21 protein-coding genes and 5 tRNA genes are annotated in these 26,068 nt (G+C 49.4%); 20 read left to right on the top strand and 6 right to left on the bottom strand.

Annotation, left to right across the window (positions count from 1 at the left end):
• Nucleotides 1-9: 9 nt before the first annotated feature.
• Nucleotides 10-1,308 carry a citrate synthase gene (locus ACYQ8U_RS03455; RefSeq protein WP_459944118.1) on the bottom strand — a complete coding sequence of 433 codons (1,299 nt, stop codon included), beginning with the start codon at nucleotides 1,306-1,308 and terminating at the stop codon, nucleotides 10-12.
• A gap of 362 nt (nucleotides 1,309-1,670) precedes the next feature.
• On the opposite strand from ACYQ8U_RS03455, the gene ACYQ8U_RS03450 reads away from it, so the two are divergent.
• Nucleotides 1,671-2,360, top strand: a complete 690-nt coding sequence (locus tag ACYQ8U_RS03450; protein WP_459944117.1) for a hypothetical protein — start codon at nucleotides 1,671-1,673, stop codon at nucleotides 2,358-2,360.
• Between the two features lie 18 nt (nucleotides 2,361-2,378).
• On the opposite strand, the gene hflC is transcribed toward ACYQ8U_RS03450, so the two are convergent.
• The 5 genes from hflC to ACYQ8U_RS03425 form a co-directional block, all read right to left on the bottom strand.
• Nucleotides 2,379-3,317 carry a protease modulator HflC gene (gene hflC / locus ACYQ8U_RS03445; RefSeq protein ID WP_459944116.1) on the bottom strand — a complete coding sequence of 313 codons (939 nt, stop codon included), beginning with the start codon at nucleotides 3,315-3,317 and terminating at the stop codon, nucleotides 2,379-2,381.
• Nucleotides 3,318-3,319: 2 nt separating this feature from the next.
• A complete protein-coding gene (gene hflK / locus ACYQ8U_RS03440; RefSeq protein WP_459944115.1) occupies nucleotides 3,320-4,471 on the bottom strand; it encodes an FtsH protease activity modulator HflK in 1,152 nt (383 codons plus the stop codon).
• 186 nt (nucleotides 4,472-4,657) lie between these two features.
• The gene (locus tag ACYQ8U_RS03435) at nucleotides 4,658-5,557 is read right to left on the bottom strand and encodes a rhomboid family intramembrane serine protease (RefSeq protein WP_459944114.1); all 900 of its coding nucleotides are present in this window, start codon (nucleotides 5,555-5,557) and stop codon (nucleotides 4,658-4,660) included.
• Nucleotides 5,558-5,665: 108 nt separating this feature from the next.
• A complete protein-coding gene (locus ACYQ8U_RS03430; RefSeq protein ID WP_459944113.1) occupies nucleotides 5,666-7,618 on the bottom strand; it encodes a phosphoenolpyruvate carboxykinase (GTP) in 1,953 nt (650 codons plus the stop codon).
• Between the two features lie 684 nt (nucleotides 7,619-8,302).
• A tRNA-Leu gene (locus tag ACYQ8U_RS03425) sits at nucleotides 8,303-8,389 on the bottom strand.
• 86 nt (nucleotides 8,390-8,475) lie between these two features.
• Here ACYQ8U_RS03425 and ACYQ8U_RS03420 point away from each other — a divergent pair.
• From ACYQ8U_RS03420 to ACYQ8U_RS03330, 19 genes are all read left to right on the top strand, one after another.
• Complete coding sequence (locus ACYQ8U_RS03420) at nucleotides 8,476-9,405, top strand: bifunctional riboflavin kinase/FAD synthetase (RefSeq protein ID WP_459944112.1); 930 nt, start codon at nucleotides 8,476-8,478, stop codon at nucleotides 9,403-9,405.
• Between the two features lie 257 nt (nucleotides 9,406-9,662).
• Complete coding sequence (locus ACYQ8U_RS03415) at nucleotides 9,663-10,292, top strand: tetratricopeptide repeat protein (protein ID WP_459944111.1); 630 nt, start codon at nucleotides 9,663-9,665, stop codon at nucleotides 10,290-10,292.
• Nucleotides 10,293-10,329: 37 nt separating this feature from the next.
• Complete coding sequence (locus ACYQ8U_RS03410) at nucleotides 10,330-11,469, top strand: DVU0298 family protein (RefSeq protein ID WP_459944110.1); 1,140 nt, start codon at nucleotides 10,330-10,332, stop codon at nucleotides 11,467-11,469.
• A complete protein-coding gene (locus ACYQ8U_RS03405; protein WP_459944109.1) occupies nucleotides 11,462-12,061 on the top strand; it encodes a tetratricopeptide repeat protein in 600 nt (199 codons plus the stop codon). Before ACYQ8U_RS03410 ends, ACYQ8U_RS03405 begins: the two co-directional genes overlap by 8 nt.
• A 19-nt stretch (nucleotides 12,062-12,080) precedes the next feature.
• Nucleotides 12,081-12,740 carry a riboflavin synthase gene (locus ACYQ8U_RS03400; RefSeq protein ID WP_459944108.1) on the top strand — a complete coding sequence of 220 codons (660 nt, stop codon included), beginning with the start codon at nucleotides 12,081-12,083 and terminating at the stop codon, nucleotides 12,738-12,740.
• A gap of 50 nt (nucleotides 12,741-12,790) precedes the next feature.
• Nucleotides 12,791-14,002 carry a bifunctional 3,4-dihydroxy-2-butanone-4-phosphate synthase/GTP cyclohydrolase II gene (locus ACYQ8U_RS03395; protein ID WP_459944107.1) on the top strand — a complete coding sequence of 404 codons (1,212 nt, stop codon included), beginning with the start codon at nucleotides 12,791-12,793 and terminating at the stop codon, nucleotides 14,000-14,002.
• A gap of 49 nt (nucleotides 14,003-14,051) precedes the next feature.
• Nucleotides 14,052-14,519 carry a 6,7-dimethyl-8-ribityllumazine synthase gene (gene ribH / locus ACYQ8U_RS03390; RefSeq protein ID WP_459944106.1) on the top strand — a complete coding sequence of 156 codons (468 nt, stop codon included), beginning with the start codon at nucleotides 14,052-14,054 and terminating at the stop codon, nucleotides 14,517-14,519.
• A 122-nt stretch (nucleotides 14,520-14,641) separates the two neighbouring features.
• Nucleotides 14,642-15,073: a transcription antitermination factor NusB gene (gene nusB, locus ACYQ8U_RS03385; RefSeq protein WP_459944105.1), complete on the top strand. Its 432-nt coding sequence runs from the start codon at nucleotides 14,642-14,644 to the stop codon at nucleotides 15,071-15,073.
• A gap of 102 nt (nucleotides 15,074-15,175) precedes the next feature.
• Nucleotides 15,176-17,317, top strand: coding sequence for an FtsK/SpoIIIE family DNA translocase (locus ACYQ8U_RS03380; RefSeq protein WP_459944104.1), 2,142 nt, complete (start codon nucleotides 15,176-15,178; stop codon nucleotides 17,315-17,317).
• 254 nt (nucleotides 17,318-17,571) lie between these two features.
• Nucleotides 17,572-17,991, top strand: coding sequence for an adenylyl-sulfate reductase subunit beta (gene aprB / locus ACYQ8U_RS03375; protein ID WP_459944103.1), 420 nt, complete (start codon nucleotides 17,572-17,574; stop codon nucleotides 17,989-17,991).
• 53 nt (nucleotides 17,992-18,044) lie between these two features.
• On the top strand, nucleotides 18,045-20,060 hold the full coding sequence (gene aprA, locus ACYQ8U_RS03370; protein ID WP_459944102.1) for an adenylyl-sulfate reductase subunit alpha: 2,016 nt from the start codon (nucleotides 18,045-18,047) through the stop codon (nucleotides 20,058-20,060).
• A gap of 327 nt (nucleotides 20,061-20,387) precedes the next feature.
• A complete protein-coding gene (locus ACYQ8U_RS03365) occupies nucleotides 20,388-21,647 on the top strand; it encodes an NAD(P)-binding protein (RefSeq protein WP_459944101.1) in 1,260 nt (419 codons plus the stop codon).
• A gap of 6 nt (nucleotides 21,648-21,653) precedes the next feature.
• A complete protein-coding gene (locus ACYQ8U_RS03360) occupies nucleotides 21,654-23,915 on the top strand; it encodes a hydrogenase iron-sulfur subunit (RefSeq protein WP_459944100.1) in 2,262 nt (753 codons plus the stop codon).
• Between the two features lie 110 nt (nucleotides 23,916-24,025).
• Nucleotides 24,026-25,219, top strand: a complete 1,194-nt coding sequence (gene qmoC, locus ACYQ8U_RS03355; protein ID WP_459944099.1) for a quinone-interacting membrane-bound oxidoreductase complex subunit QmoC — start codon at nucleotides 24,026-24,028, stop codon at nucleotides 25,217-25,219.
• Nucleotides 25,220-25,415: 196 nt separating this feature from the next.
• A tRNA-Thr gene (locus ACYQ8U_RS03350) sits at nucleotides 25,416-25,490 on the top strand.
• 70 nt (nucleotides 25,491-25,560) lie between these two features.
• A tRNA-Tyr gene (locus ACYQ8U_RS03345) sits at nucleotides 25,561-25,645 on the top strand.
• A 33-nt stretch (nucleotides 25,646-25,678) separates the two neighbouring features.
• Nucleotides 25,679-25,754: transfer RNA gene (locus ACYQ8U_RS03340), tRNA-Gly, on the top strand.
• A gap of 25 nt (nucleotides 25,755-25,779) precedes the next feature.
• Nucleotides 25,780-25,855, top strand: a tRNA-Thr gene (locus ACYQ8U_RS03335).
• A 54-nt stretch (nucleotides 25,856-25,909) separates the two neighbouring features.
• A partial coding sequence (locus tag ACYQ8U_RS03330; RefSeq protein ID WP_459944367.1) for a GTP-binding protein occupies nucleotides 25,910-26,068 on the top strand: 159 nt, incomplete at its 3' end.

The raw sequence follows: 26,068 nt of genomic DNA, 5'->3' as shown, positions 1-26,068 counted from the left end.
AGGTACGGATTATGACCGATCTTTCATAGCGACGAATGGCCTGCGCGGGTGCCCGGAATAGACCTGCCGGGGGCGGCCGATTTTTGCATTCTCACGATCTTCTTTCATCTCGGTCCACTGGGCAATCCAGCCGGGAAGGCGACCCAGGGCAAACATGACGGTGAACATATTGGTGGGGATGCCCATGGCGCGATAGATGATTCCGCTATAGAAGTCGACATTGGGGTAGAGGTTTCGCTCTATGAAGTACTCGTCGGTCTTTGCATGCTCTTCCATTTCCAGGGCAATATCAAGCAGTGGATCGTGAATCTCAAGCTCTTCCATGATCTCCCGGCAGGCCTCTTTAATTATTTTCGCCCGGGGATCAAAGGTCTTGTACACGCGGTGACCGAAGCCGGTGAGACGAAAAGGATCATTTTTATCCTTCGCCTTGGCGATATATTTCTTGTAGTTGTTGCCGTCTCTGTGGATCGCCTGCAGCATCTCGATGACCGCCTGATTGGCCCCGCCGTGCAGCGGACCCCAGAGCGCGCTGATTCCCGCCGAAATTGACGCATACAGGTTGGCACCGGCACTGCCGACCAGTCGGACCGTTGAAGTGGAGCAATTTTGTTCATGGTCGGCGTGCAGGATGAGCAGTTTGTTCAGGGTCGAGACGAATTCGGGCTTTATTTTGTACGGCAGGTTCGGGCGATCAAACATCATGTTGAGGAAGTTTTCGCAATAATTTAACCGGGGGCTGGGGTAGACCAGAGGATGACCGATGCTCTTTTTGTAGGAAAAAGCGGCAATGGTTCTTGTCTTGGCCAGCAGTCGGGCGGTTGTCACCGAGTAGCCGCCGTAGGGATCGTTATCGTCGTCCATCTCCGGATAGTAGTTATGCAGGGCATTAACGGTGGTCGACAGGATAGACATCGGTGATGCGTTTGGTGGAAAATGATCGAAAAAGTGGATCATATCTTCATGGAGTAATGCAAAACGACGCATCTCGTGTTTAAAGAACTCCAGGGCATCGAAGGTCGGCAATTCCCCGTGAAGAATCAGATAGGCCACTTCGGTAAAACTGCAGTTTTTTGCCAGATCCTCAATCGCATAGCCGCGGTAATCGAGAACCCCTTTTGCACCATCGAGGTAGGTAATGGCCGAGGTGCATGACCCGGTGTTCATGTAACCGCTGTCGAGAGTGGTATGACCGGTTTCTTTCAGCAGATTGCGGATATCAATCGCCCTGTCCCCTCTTGTCCCGACGATAATGGGCAGTTGATACGTTTTTTCTCCAAGAGAGAGGGTAGCAAATTCTTGTGACATAGTAATTCCTTATAGTTGGCGAAACGGTGACCCCGGATCGGAAACACACACTTCTGGTTTAATGCTATCCCCGGCAGCCTAAGGGAAGGAGCGAAAGCCTGCATATGCAACTGAGTTTTTGTTACCGTTTTGCAGGGCTGGATGGAAATATTGCCGGAAAGGGTGCTCTACATGCAACAACAAGTTCGGCTGGAGCTGCTGGACCTGAAATTGTTCCTGGAATGATCTTCAGGAGAAGACTATAATATAATTTTGACTATTCGGCAAATGATCTTAAATTTGCCATTTTTCGCGGACCTTTGTGCATCGTCAGAGCAAAACAGTCGATGCAGTTTTAAATACTTAGCTTTGAAGGATCAACCATGCCTCTTGAGAATACGGTGCAGCAATTAGTCAAGGAGATTGAACTTTTTATCCACTATGCAGTGCCGGAAGATGAAATGGCGGCGGCGGTAGCTCTGGTTGACCGGTATAGAAACAATGCCTTTATCATGAGGGTGTTCCGGGAATATTATTCTTGTCTTCCTGAGGCGCGTGAAGAGGCGGTCATCCGGATAGCCAGACTTATCGATGAACAGGGCGTTCATCTTTTTGTTGTTTCCACGGCTAATTTTTCCTATCTATACGCGGTGTCAGCCGATCACGTTCTCCTCTTGGGAGAATACCGCCAGGAAATTGACCCTCAGGTATTGTCTTTTTTCGGTTTTCAGAGCCAGGAAGAGTTTCTGGCCATATGCCCTTTGCGAGAAGATCTGGACGAGTATCTTGCGTCTAAGGGGAAAGAGAAAGAACTCTGCCCGGTCTGTGCGGTACCCGAAGGAGAAAACCATCTCCTCGGATGTACTGTGGAGATTTGTCCCTGGTGTGCAGGGCAGCTGAGTCATTGCAATTGCCGCTTCGAACAGCTTGATACCGATGAAATTGAAGATGAAGCGCAATTAGAAACATTTGTCGACATGCTTGACGCGAAGGGAAGAATTCCTTACCGCAAGAGTCAGGCGCCCGCCTATCCGGGAACAAGCGGTGGCCTGGATGACAACCAGGCCACCTGAGAGCAGAAATGTGGATCTCTAGTTTCCTTCTACCGACTTGAGAAAACGGTACAGATCGGATTCAGAGGAAAGAACCAGCGAGGTATTGTTGCCGACGATGGTCGGATAGCTCTCCAGAGTTTTCTGAAAGCCATAAAAATCCGGATCCTGTGAGTAAGCGGCGCCGTAAATTCTGGTCGCTTCGGCATCGGCCTTACCTTTAATCGTCACAGCCTCACGGTTGGCGGTGGAAATAATTTCCTTGAGTCGGCGCTCCACCGTACCAAGGATCTCGGCTTTCTGGCCTTCACCCGTTGAGCGTTTCTCCGCGGCGATCCGCTTCCGTTCAGAAATCATCCTGTCATAGACCTTGAGTCGAACCGAATCAATGTAGTTGACTCGTTTGATTATCACATCCATCAGTTCGATGCCATACTGCGGCGTGACCTTCGAGGCTATGTCGCGAACCTGTCTGGAGATGCCGTCACGACCATTTTTCGGTTTGACACCGATGGTGGCACGTTCCGTGGTTGGCGACATGGTGTCGATGGACCAGTCCGAGCTTCGAATGATCTCAATCAGGTCATTCTTGTTGACCATATCGCGAATGGTACCGTCAATAATGTCGCTTAAAAGAGATTGGGCTCTCGTTTCATTATTGACCGCCTGAAGAAACTTCAAGGCGTTGACGATGCGCCATCGGGCGGTAACATCAATAAAAACATAGGTCTTGTCGTTGGTCGGAATCTGATTCGGCTCACCATCCCAGATGAGGATCTTCTTTTCAAAAACTTCGGTCTGCTGCACAAAAGGCATTTTGAAGTGCAGGCCAGCATCGGTAACCGGATCACCTACCGGAGCACCAAACTGGGTGATAACCACCTGTTTGCCTTCCTCAAGGATGAAGAAGCCGTCATACACCACGACAATTGCCAGAAGAACCAGGCCGACAAGAAAAAATTGGGCTATTTGTTTCATATCTATTTCCTTTGAGTAGTATCAGTCTGTTGTGGCTGCGTTACCGACAGGCCGGCTGCTGAGGTGATGTTCAAGAGCGGGATTGGCGCCTGCTGGTCTTTATCAATGACATAGACGGATTCTACGCTAGGCAGTATTGTTTTCATGGTTTCCAGGTACATCCGTTTACGGGTCACCTCTGGAGCATTTTTATATTCTTTGAGAATATCATTAAATCGCTGCGTTTCGCCCTCGGCGTTATTAATGCGCTCGGATTGATATCCGTAAGCTTCTTCGATGATTTTTTTGGCATCACCGGAAGCTTTGGGAATAACCCGGTTGTAGGTTTCCTGGGCTTCATTGACCAGTCGTTTCATGTCCTGATCGGCCTCGTTTACCTCATTAAATGCCGGTTTTACCTGGTCCGGCGGGTTGATATCCTGGAATTGCACGGTGCCGATGCTGACACCGCTTACGCCCTTGGGAAAGAGTTTGTCAAGTTGCTCCTGGAGTTCTTTTTTTACCGATGCCGCGAGAAGGTCACGGTTACTCAATACATAGTCAAAGTCCATATTGCCGACTATCCGCCTGGTAACACTCTCGGAATTGTCACGGATGGCCTGGCGTACATCAGCGACCTTAAAGAGAAAAGCATATGGATCGGCAACTCTATACTGGACAATCCAGGCCACGTTGATGACATTTTTGTCGGCGGTCAGCATAAGCGATTCACTGTCAAAGGCCCGCCGGTCGGCAATTGATTGTTGTCCGGGGGTTCGGTTGCGAAAGCCAAACTCTTCTTTGCGGATATTTTCCACATCAACTTTATAGAGGTGGTCGATGTAGGGAATTTTGAAATGCAATCCGGGGGGGGTCGTTCGCGAATATTTACCAAGTCGAAGAATCACCCCCACCTCACTCGGAGCTATCTTGAAAAAAGAGGAATACACGCCCTGCAGGACAATGATGATGAGGACAACGGTCAGTATTTTCCCTACGTTGGCAAAAGGCGAGGAAGGAGGACGTGTAGGCCCTTGGTTATCCCCTGCAGGCGGCGGCTTTTTTTTATCTGAAAAAAAATCCTGTAATTTGTTAATCAGCTGGGCGACAATCTCTTCCGGGGTTTGCGGCTTGTGCTTTTTACCCCATGGAGGCTGTTGATCCTGATTGGACATAGAAAATCTCCTGATCTTAATAGTCTGATACCTTATCCCCTGCACTAAAACCTGACAAAAAAAGCGTACTAGTGCCTGAGGATTGCTTAAAATGCTTTACCGAACTCATAAGGGTAATAATAGATGGGGGTGATTGCAATCTGAATCGTCAATTTAGCCCGAGGTTGGCGACGATTTTCGTTCGGCTCACCGGTAAAGGGCTACCAGCCAGCAACCATAAAAAAGGAACAAGGTACAAGCGCCGAGTAGGGTTTGCACGAGAAAAGTGGAGCGCAAAGAAGCAAAGAGCGGCCAGCGGACGAAGTTGCCGGAGACGAGGCCGCATAAAAGGCCGAAAAGATGCGCGCCGAGATCTGTTCTTTCTCCGCTCGATCCGAGGAAGGCGAGGAGGGCTAAACCTGACATGAGAGGCATGAAAAAGTGCAGGGTAAATCGTCTTGTCCGCAATGCGAAACTGATGGTGCAGAGCATCCCGATAACGCTGAAAATGGCGGTGGAGAAACCGACAAAGAGATGGCCCGGGCCGTGCACCAGGACATTGATGTAGTTGGCTATGGTCGCGGTGAACAAAAGAGCAAAGAGGCCGATGCCGTTGCCGGTGAGATGAAAAAAGAAATGTAAGAGAAAACCTCCGAGAAAACAGTTACCCAGGAGGTGAACGATGTCGGCGTGTAAGGTGAGTGCGGTGACCAGGCGGTACAGTTCAAAATTGTTGAGAATGGCGGTAGAATCCCCCCCTCCCTTGGTAAACCAGAAAGAGTGAAGATGCCAGTCACCACTCAGGCCGTAGATGAAAATCAGGCAGCCTATGACCACCGAACTCATGGCGCGGAAGGTCGGGACGAAGGTTTCCTGCTGGAGCGTAGGTGGCCAGTCCTTGTTTTCGCTGTCATAGGCAGCCAGCTCGTAAAGGGCTCGTTGTTCCCTGTGCGCGGCGACATAAATCTGGATCTGATCAGTGGAAATATATTGAATACGGTGGGTTATCCCCGCAGCGGAAAGAACCAGCGAGTAGCTGTTGAGGAGCTTGGGATCAGAAATCTGTGCGATCAAACGTTCGGGCGATGGATCGGAGGGAGGATTCATTTCTTTGGTTGTTGACAGCAGCGACGCAAAAACAGAGGGAAGACGGTTACCGGTTTGGCGAAGTGTGCTCCAGCCCGGCCGGATAGCCCGGGCTGGAGCAGGACAAAATCAAACCAGTTTATCCATGGGAACAATAGCGCCGAATTTTTCCTGCAGCTGGAGAAGTTCTTTCTTCTGATTTTCGTAGACCTTGAAGATCATTTGCGGAATTTCCGGTTCCTTGCTGTACGCCTCGCGTTGCAGATCAAGGCGATGGACAATCTTATCTATGTAGAGGGAAAAGTGCATATCGTACAAGGACCTCGGATACTCCTTGTCTATGGTTTGAAACAAGGGCACCAGATCTTCGTATTTAGGCAGATAGCCGATCGGTGTGGTGATGGCCTCTACCTCGCCATTGGCAAAGAGGTCCAACCAGCCGAGCCAGACCCGGACATCCTTTTTTTCACCAAGAAGATGACTGCCGGTGCCGCCACGATTTTCATGGGTGAGAAAATAGTTCAAGCCGGCCATGATTGGACGGGTGGTCTCAGAAAATTTTGTCGAGTTGAAGAAGGTAAATTGCGCCGCCATATAATCAGCCAGAGCACCGGGGATAAATGGTGCATTCGCCCATGGCTGCCGGTTTACCCCGGAGGCGCCCACTTCCGTGGCAGTGGCTTTGGACACGATAGATGCGCCAATCACCACTCCCTCGTTGGGGGTTTTGGCAACCCATACCGGAGGCATGGTGTCGGCATCTCTGCCGGAGTAGGTGATGACCTTTATCGGTACGCCGTTTGGATCTTCGGATAACTCCGTTGCATGGTTGGCAATTGCCGAAGCAACCAGGGTACAGCGTGAATTCTTATGGGACATCGGCACCGGCTTCCCGTCGGGACCTGTTTTCCCCTTATACCATTCACCCTGGAAGTTTATCCCTTTGTCAGGTGCCGGCTCTCCGTTGCCTACCCAGTACGGTACCCCGTCGGCAACAAGAACATTCGACCAGATAACCTCTGTACCGTCTCCGCGAAGACAGTCCATCAAATAGGGATCACCCTCACGGTTCACATCTTCAACGATGCCGAAGATACCTTTTTCCGGGTTGATCGCCCGGAGAACGCCGTTTTTGTCAATCCAGAACTGGGCCAGATCATCGCCGATAAAATCGGTACCAACCATGGCCGTGGTGGTTTTACCGCAGCCGGACGGGGCGGCTCCGGCAAAAAATGTTTTCCTGCCGCCGGGACCGGTCATCCCGGTGATAAACATATGTTCGGACAGCTGTTCTTCCACCTTGTAATAGGTGGCATAATCGACGCTGAACCGATGATTGCCTTTCTTCAGCAGTAAGGTATTGCCGGCATAGGTACAGAAGGTAGAAAAGGTTGTCATCCAGCTTCTGTCCATAAAGATGCGGGCATTGGGCACATCTGCGGAGGTGTTATTGCCCTGGGCGTGAACATTGGTGAAAAAGAGTCCGGTGCGGTCAATTTCTGCATCAAAGTCGCTGAAACAGTTGCGGTATAATATCTCAGCGGAATGCAGTACATAGCCGGAAGAGGAGATTTCGATGGCCGGAAGAGCGGCTTCGGCACCAACCGGGCCCCGGCTGTAAAAACCGACGATCAGGGTCTTACCGGTCATAATCCCCGGCATGAACTTCTTGACATACTCGGTTGCTTCGCTGCGCAACACCGATTTTGCCAGGGAGCTCATCCTCTCCCCTTCATTAATAATATAAAACGTCTGGTTGACCAATCGAGCCTGGTCTTCCGGCAGGTCGAAATGAATGGTATGTCCTGCTTTAGCCAACGGCTTTTCTTCACCTTTGGCGAGAGAGTATTCTCGAATCCATTGGACATCTGCTGCCGAACCGGTATTGACAAAGACACTGTCGGGGCGACACATTTTTATCGCATTGGCAATTTTAATCAGTGCCTCTTCATTTTTGATCTGCGCAAGTTTCGCGTTGTTACTCTCGTCGAGATTTTCAGCAAAGACATTCCGAGCTTCGGTAATGGTGGCGATGCCACCAACAACTGCAAGAATATCATCACCTTTTTTCATTTCAAGCATTCTTTGCTCCTTCGTTTATGATAGCCTGATTCGCACCATTGACGCACCATTGATAGAAAAATAATCGACTCATGAACAAGTCCGACCAGCCTATAATAGGAGCTTCTCCGATAGTCGTCAAGTTCAGATACTGCCGTTTATATAAAAATAAAATGAGGAAATGTCTTGATTTCAATATTAAATTTCGGTGCCATCAAAATAATGAACACGGTTAAGGAATAAACAATTGTTCACAATGTATCGACATATATATAAGGTATTGTGATGATTCTGGCAATTATTCCTGACAGGCCATGGTACTTATTTTGTCGAATGGTCGGCCTAGTCGGATCGACAAGGTCGGAGTAATTGCGGCTCTATTATGCAGGTGTTTTTTCGTTTTCTGAAAAATCTATCTGTTTCACTCCCGAGATAGATGCAGGTGTTTTGCTGCACTTGCCTTGGCATGAATTCCAAGGATCTCCTCTTTGCGTCCGATGAAAGGGACATTGCATCTCTGCCGGAATCATGCTATACGGCATCAATTCCTCATTGGATCGGCGTGGCGTTCGTTTGGTCGGCAGACTCTTTTTTCCCCGTGAAAGTAGTTGCAGAGAGGATGCTGTTCCCGTGGGACTGAAAGGGAATGAAGAAACAAAAAAAGGGCTGCAATCCAAAAAAGATTGCAGCCCTTGAAAATTTAACTGGTGCCGAAGGCGAGACTCGAACTCGCACAGAGATACCCCCACTAGACCCTGAACCTAGCGCGTCTACCAATTCCGCCACTTCGGCAACGCGCATGAATATGCTTCCTACGCGGGATTTTGTCAAGACATTCTTAGGTGCAGCACTAAAAAAAATTACTCCTTGTCGTAAATATGAAAATTTTAAGAAAAATTGAAGATATCAGCCACCCTTTAACGAATGCCTGTGTGACAATCGGCAATTTTGACGGGGTCCATCTCGGGCATCAACAGCTGTTTGCTACAGTGGTCGAAAAGGCCCGGGCCATAAATGGCACAAGTGTGGTCATTACCTTTGATCCGCATCCTTTGCAGATATTGCTGCCGGGCGGTATCAAACTGATTTCAACGTATCAACAGAAGGAAGAGCTTATCAGTCTCTCCGGCATCGATGTCCTTCTGGTTATCCCTTTCACCAAAGAATTTGCCAAGACAACAGCGGAAAGCTTTGTTGCCGACCTGCTTGTGAAAAAAATCGGGGTGAAAGAGCTGGTGGTCGGCTATGACTACGCCTTTGGCAAGGGACGCAGCGGCAATATCGACTTCTTAAAACAGCAGGGACGAGTCTTTCATTTTCCGGTAACCGTGGTTGAGGCCTGTTATAGGAACAACCAGCTTGTCAGTTCAACAAAAATCCGCGAGCTGGTAAAAGAAGGGCACATGGCGGCGGCCCGGGAACTTCTTGGCCGCTGCTACCAGATTCGCGGCACTGTCCGCATGGGCAAACAGCGGGGCGGCAAGGTGATTGGTTTTCCCACGGCTAATCTGAAATTTAACGAGGAAGATCTGGTACCGAAACATGGGGTATACGTCACTCAGGTGTTCTGTGAAGGGCACCAGTACGGCGGCATACTCAATATTGGCTATAACCCGACGTTTGGTGAAGATCAGTTGGTGGCAGAGACGCATATTTTTGATTTCAATGAAGATATTTACGGCAAGCCGATCAAGGTAAATCTGCTGAAATTTCTACGCAGTGAAAAGAAATTTTCCGGTCCGAAGGAGCTCGCCGAACAAATAGGTAGAGATGTCCTGCTGGCAAAAAAAATTCTCGCCGAGCAATGAAATGGTTGTGCCGTCAGGCGCGCTGTCGAAGTCTGTCGGTAAATGGTCACAGTGACCGGGGAACTATTTTATTGTTGCAACTGCGCTCAAGGTGTCTATATTGTATGCGCTCGTCGCGGGCAGGACTCTTTGGCCCATTTGGGGCCATTTGTATGGCAGAAGACCTGCAACGTCGAGGAGTATTTCTCCCCCTGAGCTGGGTGAGAAAAGGTGAAAAATGACAAGGACACAAGCTCGTTAAAATATAGAGGAACACTATGTCAGAACAGTTGCAGGAAGATTTGCCGAAGGTAATTGAAGAACTGGAAAAGAAATGTAAGGAACATCCTCAATCCGTGATGGCCTTCCACCACCTGGGGCTCGTGTATATGAAGGCCGGTCGAATACCGGAGGCCATAGCGGCTCTGGAAAGAGCTATTGAAATCGATGACCTCAGCAGTGAAAGCATGATCAACCTCGGTGCGATTTATTTTGGCCAGGGAAATCTGGACAAGGCTCAGGAATTAAACGAAAAGGCAATCTCGGCTAGTCCCGATTGCGCCCAGGCCCATGCCAATCTCGGTCTTATCTGGCAACAGCGCAGTGATTTCGACAAGGCTATACTGTCCTATGAAAAAGCTATTCAACACAATCCAAAACTGGCCAGCAGCTGGATAAATCTTACCGCCGTTCTTACTATGAAAGGTGAGGATGATCGCGCCGTGACTGCCGCCCGAAAGGGTCTTGAGCTTGATCCCGATTCGCCGCTTGGCCATAACAATCTGGCAGTGGCGCTGTATTTTAAAGGAAACTTTGCTGATGCCAAGAACCATCTGGACAAGGCAAGAGAACTCGGCTACTCGGTTGATCCGAATTTTGTTTCGAGCCTTCAAGAAAAGCTGGTATAAGGCACGAGCCGCAGCTGAAAAGATGAGCGATTTATAGATGCCTAAAGAACAGATTATTGTACGACCGTGGTGTCCGTTTTGCGGCCAGAAGGTCGGCCGGGCAACCCACGCACCTGTCAGAAAAATGACTGAATTTCCCGTTGGACGCTGTCAGTGTGGTGCGGTGTATACCGCTGATGCAACAGGACACAATGTCGGCGCCGCCATAGTCGAGACCCTTGTCTATGCCTGCAATGATAATGCTGATTTTGCCTGGGAATTAATGCCCGAAGATGACTACCTGACCGGACGTATTGAAAATTATGATGAAGGTCTGCATCAGGTAGTGGCAACGAAAAATGTCGATGGCCGGGCTGTTCGCGGAGTGCTTTATTTTGTCCGTCTGCACACGGATATTCAGGATATCGCTTACAGGATAAAACAGAAGAAAGCCGAGGTGGTCGAGAAATCACTGGGCATCCTGCCGGAGAAAAAACCGGGTGTTATCGAACCGGCCCCGGATGAAAAGCGGGTACGCAGGAAGGCCAATAAAAAAATAATCAGGGAACTGGTCGAACAAGAGGACATTGATAGTCTTGTCGCCTTGTGCTTTGACGATAAAAAAACCCTGCGGCTGATGCAACGCCTGCTCTATGATCCCCAGGAAGAAAATCGCTGGTGGGTGGCCTGGATAATCGGCCGGGTCACGGCCCGCACATCGACCCGGGAACCAGGCCCCGTATCCGAACTGTTGCACCGTTTGTTCGAGGCTTGTTCCGATTCAGCGGCAACGCCCTGGGGCATGGTGGAAACGATTGGTTCGGTCATTTCCCTGCGTACCGATATATTCGGCGCGTTTACCCGGCATCTTTTGAGTTATATCGGTGAGCCTTCAACGCAAAATCAGACGCTGTGGGCACTTGCGGAAATTGCCGAGAGACGGCCGGATCTGATTCGCGATACCCCCTTTTACAATCTCTTCCACTTTCTGCAACACCCGGATCCGCAGATACGGGGGCAGGTGGCCAGACTCATGGGGCGGTTGAAAGCTACCGAGGTGGCTCTGCAACTCATGCAGCTGGGTACGGATCAGGAACCATTTCGGTATTGTCGCGAGGGAATACTCGTCTCTTCGACTGTCGCTGCAGCGGCACGTTTAGCACTACAGGTGATACAAGGAGAAATCAGCAATGACTGAGAATTTACAGACACTCGATAGCATTGGAACAATGGGGGCATCCCCGACCGCCAAGCCGTCCGATCCTCTGCAGGCGGACTATGAAGAGGGAAAAAAATATTTTGAAAACCAGGCCTACGGCCAGGCGGCAGTAGCTCTGCATAATGCCCTTGTTGGTTTTACGGAAAGAAATGACCAGGCTGGCATAGCCAACGCGAGTAACCAGCTTGGCCATGTCTGTTTTGTCCGTGGGGAATACGACAGCGCTCTACAGCATTATCAGCGGGCCCTGGATATCTGTGATAAATCCAATGACCGAATGAGTGTGCTGGCGGTGTTGAAAAAGATTGTCGAGGTGCAGAAAGCGCTGAACCAATATGCTCTGGCCATTACCTCCTGTCTGGCGATTCTCGATCATTATCATGACAACAGGGATCCCCAGGGAACAGTGACGACCCTTGAAGAAATAGCCCAATTGTACCTCAAGCTCGAACAAAATGAAAAGGCTGCGGATACCTATCGGACCATCGCGTCAATTCATAAAAATTTTCGGCATGAAAACATTGCCGCCAGTTTCATGAAAAAAGCGGCGCAGTTGACAGACAAATCCTGAATCGGTCTGCAGGGACACTATGTTTACCGGGATAATCGAAGGAGCCGGGAAAATAACCGGGAAACGAACGGTCGGTGGCGGAATAGCCTTTGACTTTACGGCTGATTTTGACCTCGTCGAACCGAAAGAAGGTGAATCCATTGCCGTGAACGGGGTGTGTTTGACGGCGTATAATATTCGCCGGCGCAGTTTCAGCGCGGATGTCTCTCCGGAGACACTGTCGCGGACCAAGCTTGGTTTGATCGGTCCGGGGGGCATTGTCAATCTTGAGCGGGCTTTGAAACTTTCCGACCGGCTCGGCGGGCACCTCGTTTCCGGGCATGTCGATTGTCTCGCCACCGTTACCGGCAGGAAAGAAATCGGCAACTATACTCTTTTTTCTTTTTCACTGCCGGTCGAGCAGGGACGCTACATCATTGAAAAGGGATCGATTACTATCGACGGGGTCAGTCTTACTGTGAACAGTTGTGGTCCGGCGCACTTTTCCGTGTCGATAATACCGCATACCCTGAAGATGACGACACTTGGTGCGCTCAAGGCCGGCAGTAAGGTCAATATTGAGGTCGATATAATCGGTAAGTATATTGAAAAGCTGCTCGCCCCCCGGTCGGCAATGGCTGGTTCGGGCGGCAGTGAGGCTATTCATCCCGGTTTTCTTGCACAACACGGTTTTATGTGATCCCGGCAAAGGGATGTGGTTAACCATTACATTTATGAGTGTGAATTATTATGGCAGTGAGTTCAATTGAAGCAGTAATTGAGGACATCAAGGCGGGCAAGATGGTCATTCTGGTCGATGACGAAGACCGGGAAAATGAGGGTGATCTTTATATGGCCGCCGAGAAGGTAGATGCGGCAGGTATCAATTTCATGGCCACCTACGGCAGGGGACTGATTTGTTTGACTCTCAACGAAGAACTGACCGACAGACTCGGCTTGCCGATGATGGTCTCGAACAACACCTCTCCCTATGGAACCGGTTTTACAATAAGTATCGAAGCGAGAACCGGCGTTTCAACCGGTATTTCCGCCGCTGACCGGGCACGCACGGTGCAGGTTGCCGTGGATCCGAACACAAAACCACACGATCTTGTCAGTCCCGGTCATATCTTTCCCCTCAGGGCCAGGGCGGGCGGTGTTCTTGTCCGCGCCGGACAGACGGAGGGTTCCGTCGATCTTTCGCGGCTGGCCGGGATGATTCCGGCCGGGGTGATTTGTGAGATTATGAACGAAGACGGAACGATGGCCCGGATGGGTGATCTGGAGAAGTTCGCTGACAAGCACAATTTGAAGATTGCCACCATCGCTGATCTTGTCGCTTATCGGCTGCGTGAAGACACCCTTGTCCAACGGGCGGTCGAAGCACGGGTTCCTACGGAACACGCCGGAGAATGGAAGGCAGTTGTCTACACCAACTCGATTGATAAACTTGATCATCTGGCTCTCGTTAAAGGCGATATCTCCAAGGCGGAACGAGTCCTGGTCCGGGTACACTCCGAATGTCTGACCGGCGATGTCTTTGGTTCCGCGCGGTGTGACTGCGGCCTTCAGTTGAACGCGGCCATGAAAATGATCGATCAGGAAGGCTGCGGCATTGTCCTGTATATGCGTCAGGAAGGTCGCGGCATTGGACTTGTCAATAAACTCAAGGCCTATTGCCTGCAGGATGAACAGGGGGTGGACACCGTCGAGGCCAACCATCTCCTTGGCTTTAAAAGTGATCTTCGTGACTACGGTATCGGTGCGCAGATACTCCGCGATCTTGGGGTGAAAAAAATGGCCATTCTGACCAACAATCCGAAAAAAATTGTCGGTCTTGAAGGATACGGCATTGAAGTTGTCGAGCGGCTGCCGCTTGAGATGCCCGCCACCAAGGACAGTAAGGAATATCTGATGTGTAAGCGTGACCGGATGGGTCACCTCATGGCCGTGGATGATTGATAAAAACACTTTTTGTTGACGTAAAATAATTACTTCCAGGTGACAAGGTATGGCAAAGTTTATTGAAGGAAATCTCAATGCGGCAGGGAAGAAATTTGCTGTTGTTGTGGCAAGATGGAATTCTTTCCTCAGTGAGAGACTCTTGGAGGGTGCTCTCGACAGCCTGGTTCGGTCCGGTGCTGCCGGGGACGACATTGATGTGGTAAGGGTGCCCGGCGCCTTTGAGATTCCCCTCATTGCAAAAAGATTGGCTGGATCCCAGAAATACCATGCCATCATTGTGTTGGGGGTGGTGATTCGTGGCGCAACCCCACACTTTGATGTTGTCGTTAACGAGGTGAGCAAAGGTACGGCTCAGGCGAGTATGGAAACCGGAGTACCGGTGCTTTTTGGCGTGTTAACCACGGAAACTATCGAGCAGGCGATAGAACGCAGCGGCACAAAGGCCGGTAACAAAGGAGCCGATGTTGCGGTGGCCGCCATAGAGATGGCCAATATAATTGATTTACTGCCATAACATGATATCTGAGATGTAGACAATGGCGGCAAGGTCTGCGCATTGAAATTGAGGGGGCGGGAATGGGGTCAACCTGTTTGTATCCGCCCCTTTGCTCTTTAAATTATTGGTATTTAAAAACTATGGGTACACGCCGAAATTCACGGGAGGCTGCACTCCAGTTCCTCTATCAGGAGGACTTTACTCTCGGTCCTGATCAACAATTTGGCTATGATCTCGCTGAACGTTTTGAACTCTTCTGCACTCTCTTTCAAGTGAACAAAAAGGCACGGGCCTATGCCCTGGTTCTGCTGCAGGGGATAAGCGACAATCTTGCGCAAATAGACCGGTTGATCGTTGATACGGCAAGTAATTGGCGTCTGGTCCGGATCGCCGCAACCGACAGAAATCTGCTGCGCATTGCCATTTTTGAAATGCTGCACCTGGCAGATGTCCCGTCCCAGGTGGCAATTAACGAAGCGGTGGAAATTGCCAAACGTTTTGCAGGAGAGGATTCGCCTAAATTTATAAACGGTGTTCTGGACGCGGTACGGGCCGTCCTGGTTGACAAGTAATTCTTTGCCGTCCGGCCTCTCCTTGCAATTTTGGTGAATTCCGAGTACATCTTTTGCCCGGAATGATCACAAAAAATGCTCCTTTAGGAATGGCTCAGGTTCATGGCTCAAAAAAACGACATACCCAAGCCGGGGCTCAGACAGGAAGCCCTGGCCGTCCTCGGAATATTTCTCTCCCTCTTTCTCTCTCTCAGTCTTTTTTCCCATGCACCGGAAAGTCAAGGGAACTGGTGTGGCCAGATAGGTACGTTTATAGCCGAGGTGCTTTTCGGGTTCATCGGCTGGGGAGCGTATCTGCTGCCCGCACTTTTGCTGCTGTCGTCCTTTCTTTTTTTCAGCCCGCGGATGACTTTTACCCGTTTGCCCCAGGTGATTGCCGGGCTGACCGGTGCGGTCATCTCGTTTTGCGGTCTGCTTTCCTCGTTGACCATCAAGGATGCCAAATACCTTGAGGCCGGGGGATTTTTGGGAAAAACCGGCTTCATCCTGCTCGACGCGGTGGTCGGTCATGGCGGTACCGTGCTGTTTTTTGTCATGGTTTTCTTGATTTCCCTGATGCTGTCTACCCAATTTTCTCCCTATCAAGTTATGGCGGCAGGGTGGCGGCTAGGTAAGCGGTTTTTTGTTCTTTGCAAAAGTGATCCGGATACTGTCAGGGTGAAAAAACTGCCAAAGACCAACGGCACATCCGACAGGGCACTGGAAAAACAAGACAAGCCGCTGCTGGCCCCCCAGGTATTGCAAACTATCACCGTACCCCTGGTAAAAGAGCCGGCGCGAGCTGCCAAAGGTGCGGAGGCGGACGATGACTTCGCTGCCAATCCCGTGGCCAGGGGGGACTGGAAGCTGCCGCCACTTTCGCTTCTCAATAAAAGTGATCAGGTGCAGGAGAAAATTGACAATGAAGTCTACTATAAACTTTCCAAGCAGCTTGAGCAGAAGCTGAAAAATTTCGGCGTGTCGGGAAAAGTCGTTGGTATTTCTCCGGGGCCGGTGGTAACCACCTATGAATACTCCCCCGCTCCAGGGGTAAAAATCAATAAAATCGCCGGACTTGCCGACGACCTGGCCCTGGGCTTGAAAGCACAGTCAGTGCGCGTTGTCGGTTCCGTTCCCGGAAAAGCTGCCCTCGGTATTGAGATACCCAATGAAACGCGACAGATCGTCTATATTCGTGAGCTCATTGGTGCCGAAAAATATCGGGCAAACTCGCATAAGCTCACTATTGCCCTGGGCCTTGATGTGGTTGGCAATCTGGCTATGGCGAATCTGGCAAAAATGCCGCATCTGTTGATTGCCGGGGCGACCGGTGCCGGCAAAAGCGTCGGCATCAACACGATCATTGCCTCCATCCTGTATAACGCAACGCCGCAGGAAGTACGCTTTCTTATGGTTGACCCCAAGCGAATCGAACTTTCCGGCTATGAAGGCATCCCGCATCTGCTGCATCCTGTCGTTGTTGACCCTAAACTCGCCTCAAGAGCGCTGAATTGGGCGGTGCGGGAAATGGAGCGGCGCTACCGGCTCCTCGAAGAGGCCCGGGTGAAAAGCTTTGACTCATACAACGAAACAAATGAAGAGAAGCTGCCCTATATCGTCGTCATTGTCGACGAACTGGCGGATTTAATGATGGTCGCCTCAAAAGATGTCGAGGCAGCGATTGCCCGTCTTGCCCAAATGGCCAGAGCCGCCGGTATTCATCTCATTCTTGCAACCCAGAGACCTTCGGTCGATGTACTCACCGGTCTTATCAAGGCCAATTTCCCGACGAGGATATCATTCAAGGTTTCTTCGAAGATTGATTCACGAACCATTCTTGACGCGTCCGGGGCGGAGCATCTTCTTGGCGCAGGGGATATGCTGTTTCTTGCTCCGGGAACATCTGATATAAAGCGTATTCATGGTGCGTATATTTCTGAAAAGGAAACGTCCGATATTGTTGAGTTTTGGAAAAACCAGGGCAGTTCCGGCTACGATGAGACCGTCATGCAGGAAATCGAAAAGGAACAGAATGGCGGCGGTGTTGAGGGTGACGATGATTTTGATGAGCGCTACGATGAAGCGGTAGCGCTGGTATCAGAGGCGGGGCAGGCGTCTATTTCCATGGTCCAGAGAAGATTACGCGTCGGCTATAACAGAGCGGCGAGAATGATTGAAACTATGGAGAAAGAGGGGATTGTCGGGCCGGCTGACGGGGCCAAGCCTCGTGAGGTCATTGTGCGCAATAATTACTCCTCGGCATAATAGGTGGATTGTTGAATTTTCTTGACAATTCCCGGGCAACCTAATATAAAAAGTTCTCAAGAAAAATGAGTCGTCATTCAGTGGAAATCCAATCAATTGTTTTAGAATAAAACGATTTTATCTGTAGTATTACTTAGTTGCCCATTGTAACGTCTGCCGTGGGTGGTTAAGGGATCTTTTAGTTGTACCGAGTTTAAGTGGACCCTGTCGGTTCAGGGTCACAACAGTTAATACAAAACTGAGGAGGTAGTTGAATGCCAAGTTATGTAGATCCTGCCAAATGTGATGGCTGCAAAGGTGGAGATAAAACGGCGTGCATGTACATCTGTCCCAATGACTTGATGGTTTTAAACGTCGAGGAAATGAAGGCCTACAATCAGGAGCCTGATGCATGTTGGGAATGTTATTCCTGCGTTAAGATCTGTCCCCAGGGTGCTATCTTTGTTCGTGGTTATGATGACTTCGTACCTATGGGCGGCCAGGTTCATCCAATGAGATCTTCTGATTCCATTATGTGGACCGTGAAATTCCGTAATGGCAACATGAAGCGTTTCAAGTTTCCTATCCGCACTACCGCTGAGGGTGCTGCCAATGCTTATGCTGGACAGAAGGGTGCCAGTCTTGATGATGAGTGTCTGTTCCTCGAGACCGATATTCCTTCCCCGAAATTATAAGCTAAGTTAGATACTTTATAACTACGAAATCTTTATTTTAAGGAGATTTGAAAATGGCATTACCAAATAAACCAAAAGGTGAGCTCAAAGCCGTAGTGAACCCAGAGGTAGTCGAGCATGATGTTGACGTCCTCATCATCGGTGGTGGTATGGCAGCATGTGGTACCGCTTTCGAGATCAAAAAATGGGCCCCGGAAGGAATGAAAATTGTTCTCGTTGACAAGGCTTCTCTTGAGCGTTCCGGTGCAGTTGCTCAGGGTCTGTCCGCAATCAACACCTACATCGGCGAGAATCCCATCGAGAGTTATGTCAAGATGGTTCGTAATGACCTGATGGGCGTTGTTCGTGAAGATCTTATCTATGACTGTGGTCGTCACGTAGATGAGTCTGTTAAGCTTTTTGAAGAATGGGGCCTTCCCGTTTGGAAAAAAGATGCCGATGGCGAGAACCTTGATGGCGCCAAGCCAGCTCCGACTCTTCGTGAAGGCGGTCAGCCGGTACGTACCGGTAAATGGCAGATCATGATCAATGGTGAATCGTACAAGTGTATAGTTGCAGAGCCTGCAGCGACAGCTCTTGGTTCAGACAATATCATTGAGCGTGTTTTTATCGTCAAGCTCCTTCTCGACAAAAACAAGCCGAATCAGATTGCCGGTGCCGCTGGTTTCTCCACCCGTGAAAACAAGGTCCATGTTTTCCGTTGCAAGGCAGCCATGGTTGCCTGTGGTGGTGCTGTTAATATTTTCCGTCCGCGTTCTACCGGTGAAGGAAAAGGCCGTGCCTGGTATCCGGTATGGAACGCAGGTTCCACCTATACCATGTGTGCTCAGGTTGGCGCTACCCTGACCATGATGGAAAACCGCTTCACCCCAGCCCGTTTCAAGGATGGTTACGGTCCTGTTGGTGCCTGGTTCCTTCTGTTCAAGGCCAAAGTACAGAATGGTCTTGGTGAGTTCTATGCCAATAGTGATGCAGTAAAAGCAGAGCTTGAGAAATTCATGCCTTATGGTGCCTCTGCGGTTACCCCGACCTGTCTGCGTAACCATCTGATGATCAACGAGTTGAGAGAAGGTCGTGGCCCGATTTATATGGCTACCGACGTTGCCCTCAATGCCTTCCTCGATGATCGTAAGGCCAAGGGTATGAATGATAAAGATCTGAAGAAGTTCTGGAAACACCTGGAATCGGAAGCATGGGAAGATTTCCTCGATATGTCCGTTGGTCAAGCTGGTCTGTGGGCCGGTGCAAACGTTGAGCCTGAAAAAGTTGGTTCAGAAATTATGCCGACCGAACCATACATGCTTGGATCACACTCCGGTTGCTGCGGTATCTGGACCTCTGGTCCGGAAGAAGCCTGGGTACCTGATGTGAAAAATGAATCACGTGTCCATAAGTACAAATGGGGCTACAACCGTATGACTACTGTTGATGGTCTCTTTACTGCTGGTGACGGTGTTGGTGCTTCCGGTCATAAGTTCTCTTCCGGTTCGCATGCAGAGGGTCGTATTGCTGCCAAGCAGATGGTTAAATTCTGTCGCGATAATGACTTCAAACCTGAGTTGAAGCAAACTGCACAGGAAATTGCTGACGAGATCTACGCACCGGTAAGGCGCTATGAAGAGTTTAAAGACGCTTCTACCGCTGCCGATGTCAATCCAAACTACTGCAAGCCCGCTGGTCTGATGATGCGTCTCATGAAAGCCACCGATGAGTATGGTGGTGGTGTTGCGACCTATTATATGACCTCCGGCAAACTGCTGAATATCTGTCTCGATCTTCTCAAGCTCCTTCGTGAAGATGCAGAGAAAATGGCAGCTGGCGACCTTCATGAATTGCTCCGTTGCTGGGAAAACTACCATCGCATCTGGTGTGTTGAGACACATATTCGCCACATCGAGTTCCGTAAGGAATCTCGTTACCCAGGATTTTATTACCGGTCAGATTTCCCGACCTGTGATGATGAGAACTGGAAGTGTTTTGTTAACTCAACTTTCAATCCTGAATCACAAGAATGGAAGTGCGAAAAAGTTGAATGTCTCAATATTTTCCCAACCGATCCTTGGCTGTAATGGCTGGGGATGTAGTTGAACTGAAGTAAAACAAAAATCTCCAGGAGTCATAGACTCCTGGAGATTTTTTGGTATTTGCTGTTTTTTTCATGAAACTGATTTCGTTGAGGGGCTTATCCCGCGACTTGTGATGGGGTTAGCTTATGTTGGCAGGAGAAGTATATTGCAACTCCGATCAACATAAGCTAAAAAAGTCTTTTACGAAGTTTTTTTGTGCTTTTCTGCTGTGTTCAATAGTTGTCAAGCTTTGTGCTTTTCTAAGTAGGACAAGCATTCTCTGAAGCTGACAATAGTAAAATATTTTAAGAGCAATTATGGAGGTTAGGTATGACTGACGAGCAAGGCACCTCTGGTGCAGTATTGGTCGTAGGCGGAGGCATCAGTGGGTTGACTGCTGCTCTGGAGACCGCTGAAGTCGGAAAAGATGTCTTTCTTGTTGAGAAAAGTGCATCTTTTGGCGGACGCGTGGCGCAATTAAATGAGTATTTCCCTAAATTATGCCCACCGAGTTGTGGCTTGGAGATCAATTTCCGTCGTATCAGGGATAATCGTAAGATTAGAACCTACACGATGACCACGGTGAAGTCGGTGAACGGGACGGCCGGAAATTATCAGGTCACCCTCGAGACAGCCCCACGTTATGTGAACAGCAACTGCACCGCCTGTGGGGATTGCGCTGCTGCCTGTCCCGATGAGATTGATAATGATTTTAACTTTGGCATGAACAAGTCAAAGGCGGCGTATCTGCCGCATGAAATGGCTTTTCCAAGAAGGTATGTCATTAAAAAGGATGCTTTGTCTGCTGCTGGTGCTGCAGCCGTCAAAGAATCATGCAAGTACAACGCTGTCGATCTGGATATGCAGCCTGAGACCTTCACGGTAAATGTCGCATCGATAATCTGGGCAACGGGGTGGGTTCCATACGATGCGAAAAAAATGGAAAATCTCAAGTTCGGCCAGTCAAAAGCCATTGTTACCAATATGATGATCGAGCGTATGGCTGCGCCGAACGGACCAACCGGCGGGAAGATCGTCAGACCCGGCGACGAGAAGGAGATAGAATCCATTGCCTTTGTCCAATGTGCCGGTTCACGTGACGAAAACCACCTGGAATATTGTTCGCATATTTGCTGCATGGCCACTTTTAAACAGATGACCTATGTTCGTGAGCAATACCCCGACGCCAAGATTTATGTGTTTTATATTGATCTGCGAACTCCTGGGAAATACGAAAAATTCCGTGAAGCTCGTATGGCTGATACCAATGCTGTCTTTATTAAGGGCAAAGTCGCAGACATTATTCTCGAGGCTGATGGTGGGGTGTCTGTCATTGCAGAAAACGCAGTCACCGCCGAGAAGATGACGCAAAAAGTCGACATGGCTGTGCTGGCAACAGGCATGCAACCGTCACTCGCCCTGCAAGGTGTTCCTGCCGATCTGCAGATGGACACCAGTGGTTTTATCATTTCTGATTTCGATAAAGCTATGATAGCAACGGGTTGTGCAAAGAAAGCCGCGGATGTTGTTACATGTACTCAATCTTCAACTGCAGCTGCCTTAAAGGCAATTCAGGTTTCCAGGAGGTAATGATTGATGGATAAGAAATATTGCGCCTATATATGTGCTGGTTGTGGCATTGGTGAAGGGCTTGACCTTGAGGCCCTCGCTGAAGTTGTGACTGGTGAGATGTCCATGGAGTGCAAAACGCATGAATGCCTCTGTGGAGCAGATGGTCGAGCTCTGATTGAAAAAGATGTGGCCGGCGGTATCAATACCGTCGTCATCGGTGCCTGCTCGCCCCGCGTCATGACCCAAGAGTTCGATTTTGGGAAAGATAAAATCACCGTAAGGGCCAATTTGCGGGAGCATGTGGTATGGTCCGAGGTAAAACCTGCTGCCGGCGAGGAACCGCATGGTGAAGCAGCGGAATTTCTGCAGGAGACGGCAAGCGACTATATGCGCATGGCCTGTACCCGTGCCAAAAAGACCGAACTGCCCGATGCCTATCAGCTGGAAGTCATTAATAAAACGATTCTGGTTATGGGCGGTGGTCTGGCTGGTCTCACCGCGGCAAAAGAAGCGGCAGCAGCTGGCTATAAAGTCATCCTTACCGAGAAAGAAGAAAAGCTCGGCGGCAAAGCTCTTGGCTGGAGAAAAAGTTTTCCAACCAAGGCGCCCTGGACGGATCTGGAAGACAATCCTATTCACAGTCTTATTTCCGCTGTTGAAGGTGACGACAGGATCACTATCAAGACCGGTATAGAGGTTGCGCGTATAACCGGATCCCCTGGGGATTTCGGCATTTCCTTTAAAGCTGCCGGCACCAAAACCGAATGGGACGCTCCTGCCAAGGTCACCGTTGACGAAGCGGACCTTATTGAAAAAGGCAAGATGGAAAACCCCAATGAAGGGTTGAAAAAATATACTTCCATTAATCCTGATGCGGTCAAGGTAGGTGCTGTTGTCCTTGCTACTGGCTGGAAACCTGCCGATGTCTCACAATACGAACATCTCGGATACGGCAAGGTGAAAAATGTCGTCACCAACGCCGAGTTCGAAAAAATCGCCAAGGAAGGCAAGGTGCCGGCCAATGTCGCCTTTATTCAAAGTCCCGGTGGCAAAGACGACGACAAGGATTTTCCGTACTGTAACTCGGTTACATCCATGGTCGCTTTGAAGCAGGCGCAGTATGTCTGTGAGGATAATGCGGCAGGCAAGGCGTACATTCTCTATCAACATATGCGAACTCCAGGGCATATGGAGTTGTTTTATAAACAGGCCCAGAGTAATGAGGGCATTTTCATGACCAAGGGAAATGTCATGAAAGTTGAAGAGAATGGTGGTGCCCTGAATGTTTCCGTGGAAGACACCCTGCTCGGAGAGAATATCGACCTGAGTGTTGATATGGTCGTTCTCGCTGCCGGTATGGAGCCGACAACTCTGCATGAAAAAAGCATCAATCTTGCCTATCGGCAGGGTCCTGGATTCAATGATCTTGATCTTTTTGATGGCTATGCTGACTCGCATTTTATCTGTTTTCCATATGAAACAAGGCGAACCGGTGTCTACGCCTGCGGTGGTGTACGCAAAGCTGAAACCATGGAAGAAGCTGTCGACGATGCTACCGGTGCAGCTCTCAAGGCCATCCAGTGTATCGAGTCGACTGATCGCGGAGTATCGGTTCATCCCCGTTCAGGAGATGCAACCTATCCCGAATTCTTCATGCAGAGATGCACTCAGTGTAAACGTTGTACAGAGGAATGTCCTTTTGGCGCCCTCGATGATGACGAAAAAGGGACTCCGCTGCCTAATCCGACCAGATGCCGGCGTTGTGGTACCTGTATGGGTGCCTGCCCGGAACGTATTATTGGTTTCAAGGACTATAACATCGATCTGATCGGTTCTATGATCAAATCGATCGAAGTACCGGAAGATGATGAAGACAGATTGCGAATTCTCGTGTTGGTGTGTGAGAACGATGCCTACCCGGCCATCGATATGGCGGGAATGAGGCGGAATGGTATCAGTCACATGGTTCGGTTTATTCCGGTTCGATGTCTGGGTTCCGTGAATATGGCCTGGATCAGGGATGCACTTTCCGCCGGTTTGGATGGCGCAATGTTACTGGGATGTACCTACGGTGATGACTACCAGTGCCACTTTGTTAAGGGATCGGAAATTGCCAACAAGCGTATGGAAAATATCGGTGATACGTTATCAAGCCTTGGCCTTGAATCTGAAAGATGTGCGGCAAACCAGGTAGCAATCACGGATTATGATAAAATCCCGCAGATCATTAATGATTTCGTAGATCAAATTGTCGAGATAGGACCGAATCCATTTAAGGGCTTCTAGGCTGTTTATGCTCGGCACCCTGCCGGCATGAAAAGCGGCCGGCAGGGTGCACGGCCTGAAAATGATGGAAATTAAATGAGTTACATTGATATACTTTGCAGGAGGAACAAATGAATGTTCAACCCGATTTAGAGTTTATTAAATCTTTGAAAGAGGCGGGGGGGGATACACTGAAAAAGTGTTATCAGTGCGCAACCTGCTCCGTTGCGTGCCCTCTTTCCAAAGATGGAAAGCCTTTTCCCAGAAAAGAGATGATCTGGGCCCAGTGGGGTATGAAAGATAAATTAGTGACCGATCCGGATGTGTTTCTCTGTCATCAGTGTGGTGACTGTACGACGATGTGTCCACGAGGAGCAAAGCCCGGTGATGTCCTTAGCGCAATCCGGGCCTATGCATATACTTTTTACGGCTGGCCTGCGCCTCTTGCTAAACTTGCTTCAAGTGCGAAAGGCTTACCGATCCTGATCGGTCTGCCTGTTCTGGTGATTTTTGTCATGTGGCTTCTTTCCGGGGCAATGCACATCCCGACCAAAGAAGAATTTGCCAGCCACGGCTATCAGCAGTTTTTCGGCACCTGGGATTTTTACTGGTATGCGAAAAATATCTTTTTTATCGTGCTGATTATGGTGCCATCTTTGGGGCTCGGCCTGTTTGCCGGCTTTAAGGGTATCACCAAGATGTGGAAGACTATGAGCGCCGATGCCGGTCTGACCAACGAGTATCGGCCTTCTGTTGTCCAGTTCACCAAGGAATTCCTCTGGCCTTCTCTGATCGAGATTGTCAAGCACTCCAGATTTCGCGAGTGTACAGTGAATATTGACCGAGTACGTGGTCATTTGCCGTTGATGTTGGCCTTTATTGGGTTATTCATAGTAACATGCTGGTCTCTTTTGAAAAATGATGTCCTTGGTCTGATCTGGCCGTCTCTGCATGGCCCACTGCCCCTGACTGATCCTTTTAAGATTCTCGCTAATGTTTCGGCAATTGCCCTGCTGTTTGGTATTGCGGTGCTGTGGAGCAATAGAAAAAAAGCGGAGAATGAACAGAACACCCAGCCTACCTTTTATGACTGGTTTCTCATCTGGGAAATCACTGCAGTTGGTGTTACCGGACTCGGGGCGGAACTTCTTCGCTGGGCCGGCATGCCTGTTCTCGGTTACATCGTCTATTTTCTGCATCTCGTCTCTGTTATGATGCTGTTTTTGTATCTGCCATATACAAAGTTTGCTCATCTGATCTACCGGACCGGTGCCTATACTTTCGAAAAATATCGTGACAGTGTCTACGGGAGTGGTAAGATCTGAAAAACGTTAAAGTATGGTCTTGCTTCTGGAGATCGCACTTGCCAAGAAATTAAAGGAAAAGCCGAGTCCATTGGACTCGGCTTTTTTGTATCGTTGTCCCTGACATTTCTTCGTTATAACGAAGCAAAAAAAACGAAGGATTGAAAATAGAACTTGATTTAAACTTTTAAAGTAAGTATATTCTCCGGTCTTGTAAGCTGGCGTAGCTCAATGGTAGAGCTCCTCACTTGTAATGAGGTTGTTGTGGGTTCAAGTCCTATCGCCAGCTCCATTTAAAATAGTACTTTACAAAGGGCTTGTTAGAGTATAAAGAATGTCTGTCTATTTCAGACGTTTCCCCTGGAGGGGTTCCCGAGTGGCCAAAGGGAACAGACTGTAAATCTGTCGGCTCAGCCTTCGGAGGTTCGAATCCTCCCCCCTCCACCAATTTATGTGCCCGGTAAAGTAGGAATATCCTGAGCGGGAATAGCTCAATTGGTAGAGCATCAGCCTTCCAAGCTGAGGGTTGCGAGTTCGAGTCTCGTTTCCCGCTCCATTGTTATTTTTGTGTAAAATAAGAAGCCCACGTAGCTCAGTTGGTAGAGCGCATCCTTGGTAAGGATGAGGTCACCGGTTCGACTCCGGTCGTGGGCTCCAATGAACACCATCAGTAATCTGAAAACCATATTAACGGCCTGAGGAGATAAGAAAATGTCAAAGAAAAAATTTGAAAGGACCAAGCCGCATGTCAATGTAGGTACCGTCGGACATATCGATCATGGTAAAACCACACTGACCGCTGCTATTACTCGTGTCTTATCACTCAAAGGTCAGGCCACTTTTACTGACTTCAGCGAGATTGATAAGGCG

The organism is Desulfocastanea catecholica, assembly GCF_054657295.1.
Note: the sequence above shows the minus strand (reverse complement) of the source record. Positions and strands in the feature narration are given on the sequence as shown.

Bases quoted from the DNA above. Each gene is read 5' to 3' on its own strand.
- ACYQ8U_RS03455 (WP_459944118.1), bottom strand. From the start codon at position 1,308: ATGTCACAAGAATTTGCTACCCTCTCTCTTGGAGAAAAAACGTATCAA.
- ACYQ8U_RS03450 (WP_459944117.1), top strand. From the start codon at position 1,671: ATGCCTCTTGAGAATACGGTGCAGCAATTAGTCAAGGAGATTGAACTT.
- hflC (WP_459944116.1), bottom strand. From the start codon at position 3,317: ATGAAACAAATAGCCCAATTTTTTCTTGTCGGCCTGGTTCTTCTGGCA.
- hflK (WP_459944115.1), bottom strand. From the start codon at position 4,471: ATGTCCAATCAGGATCAACAGCCTCCATGGGGTAAAAAGCACAAGCCG.
- ACYQ8U_RS03435 (WP_459944114.1), bottom strand. From the start codon at position 5,557: ATGAATCCTCCCTCCGATCCATCGCCCGAACGTTTGATCGCACAGATT.
- ACYQ8U_RS03430 (WP_459944113.1), bottom strand. From the start codon at position 7,618: ATGCTTGAAATGAAAAAAGGTGATGATATTCTTGCAGTTGTTGGTGGC.
- ACYQ8U_RS03420 (WP_459944112.1), top strand. From the start codon at position 8,476: ATGAAAATTTTAAGAAAAATTGAAGATATCAGCCACCCTTTAACGAAT.
- ACYQ8U_RS03415 (WP_459944111.1), top strand. From the start codon at position 9,663: ATGTCAGAACAGTTGCAGGAAGATTTGCCGAAGGTAATTGAAGAACTG.
- ACYQ8U_RS03410 (WP_459944110.1), top strand. From the start codon at position 10,330: ATGCCTAAAGAACAGATTATTGTACGACCGTGGTGTCCGTTTTGCGGC.
- ACYQ8U_RS03405 (WP_459944109.1), top strand. From the start codon at position 11,462: ATGACTGAGAATTTACAGACACTCGATAGCATTGGAACAATGGGGGCA.
- ACYQ8U_RS03400 (WP_459944108.1), top strand. From the start codon at position 12,081: ATGTTTACCGGGATAATCGAAGGAGCCGGGAAAATAACCGGGAAACGA.
- ACYQ8U_RS03395 (WP_459944107.1), top strand. From the start codon at position 12,791: ATGGCAGTGAGTTCAATTGAAGCAGTAATTGAGGACATCAAGGCGGGC.
- ribH (WP_459944106.1), top strand. From the start codon at position 14,052: ATGGCAAAGTTTATTGAAGGAAATCTCAATGCGGCAGGGAAGAAATTT.
- nusB (WP_459944105.1), top strand. From the start codon at position 14,642: ATGGGTACACGCCGAAATTCACGGGAGGCTGCACTCCAGTTCCTCTAT.
- ACYQ8U_RS03380 (WP_459944104.1), top strand. From the start codon at position 15,176: ATGGCTCAAAAAAACGACATACCCAAGCCGGGGCTCAGACAGGAAGCC.
- aprB (WP_459944103.1), top strand. From the start codon at position 17,572: ATGCCAAGTTATGTAGATCCTGCCAAATGTGATGGCTGCAAAGGTGGA.
- aprA (WP_459944102.1), top strand. From the start codon at position 18,045: ATGGCATTACCAAATAAACCAAAAGGTGAGCTCAAAGCCGTAGTGAAC.
- ACYQ8U_RS03365 (WP_459944101.1), top strand. From the start codon at position 20,388: ATGACTGACGAGCAAGGCACCTCTGGTGCAGTATTGGTCGTAGGCGGA.
- ACYQ8U_RS03360 (WP_459944100.1), top strand. From the start codon at position 21,654: ATGGATAAGAAATATTGCGCCTATATATGTGCTGGTTGTGGCATTGGT.
- qmoC (WP_459944099.1), top strand. From the start codon at position 24,026: ATGAATGTTCAACCCGATTTAGAGTTTATTAAATCTTTGAAAGAGGCG.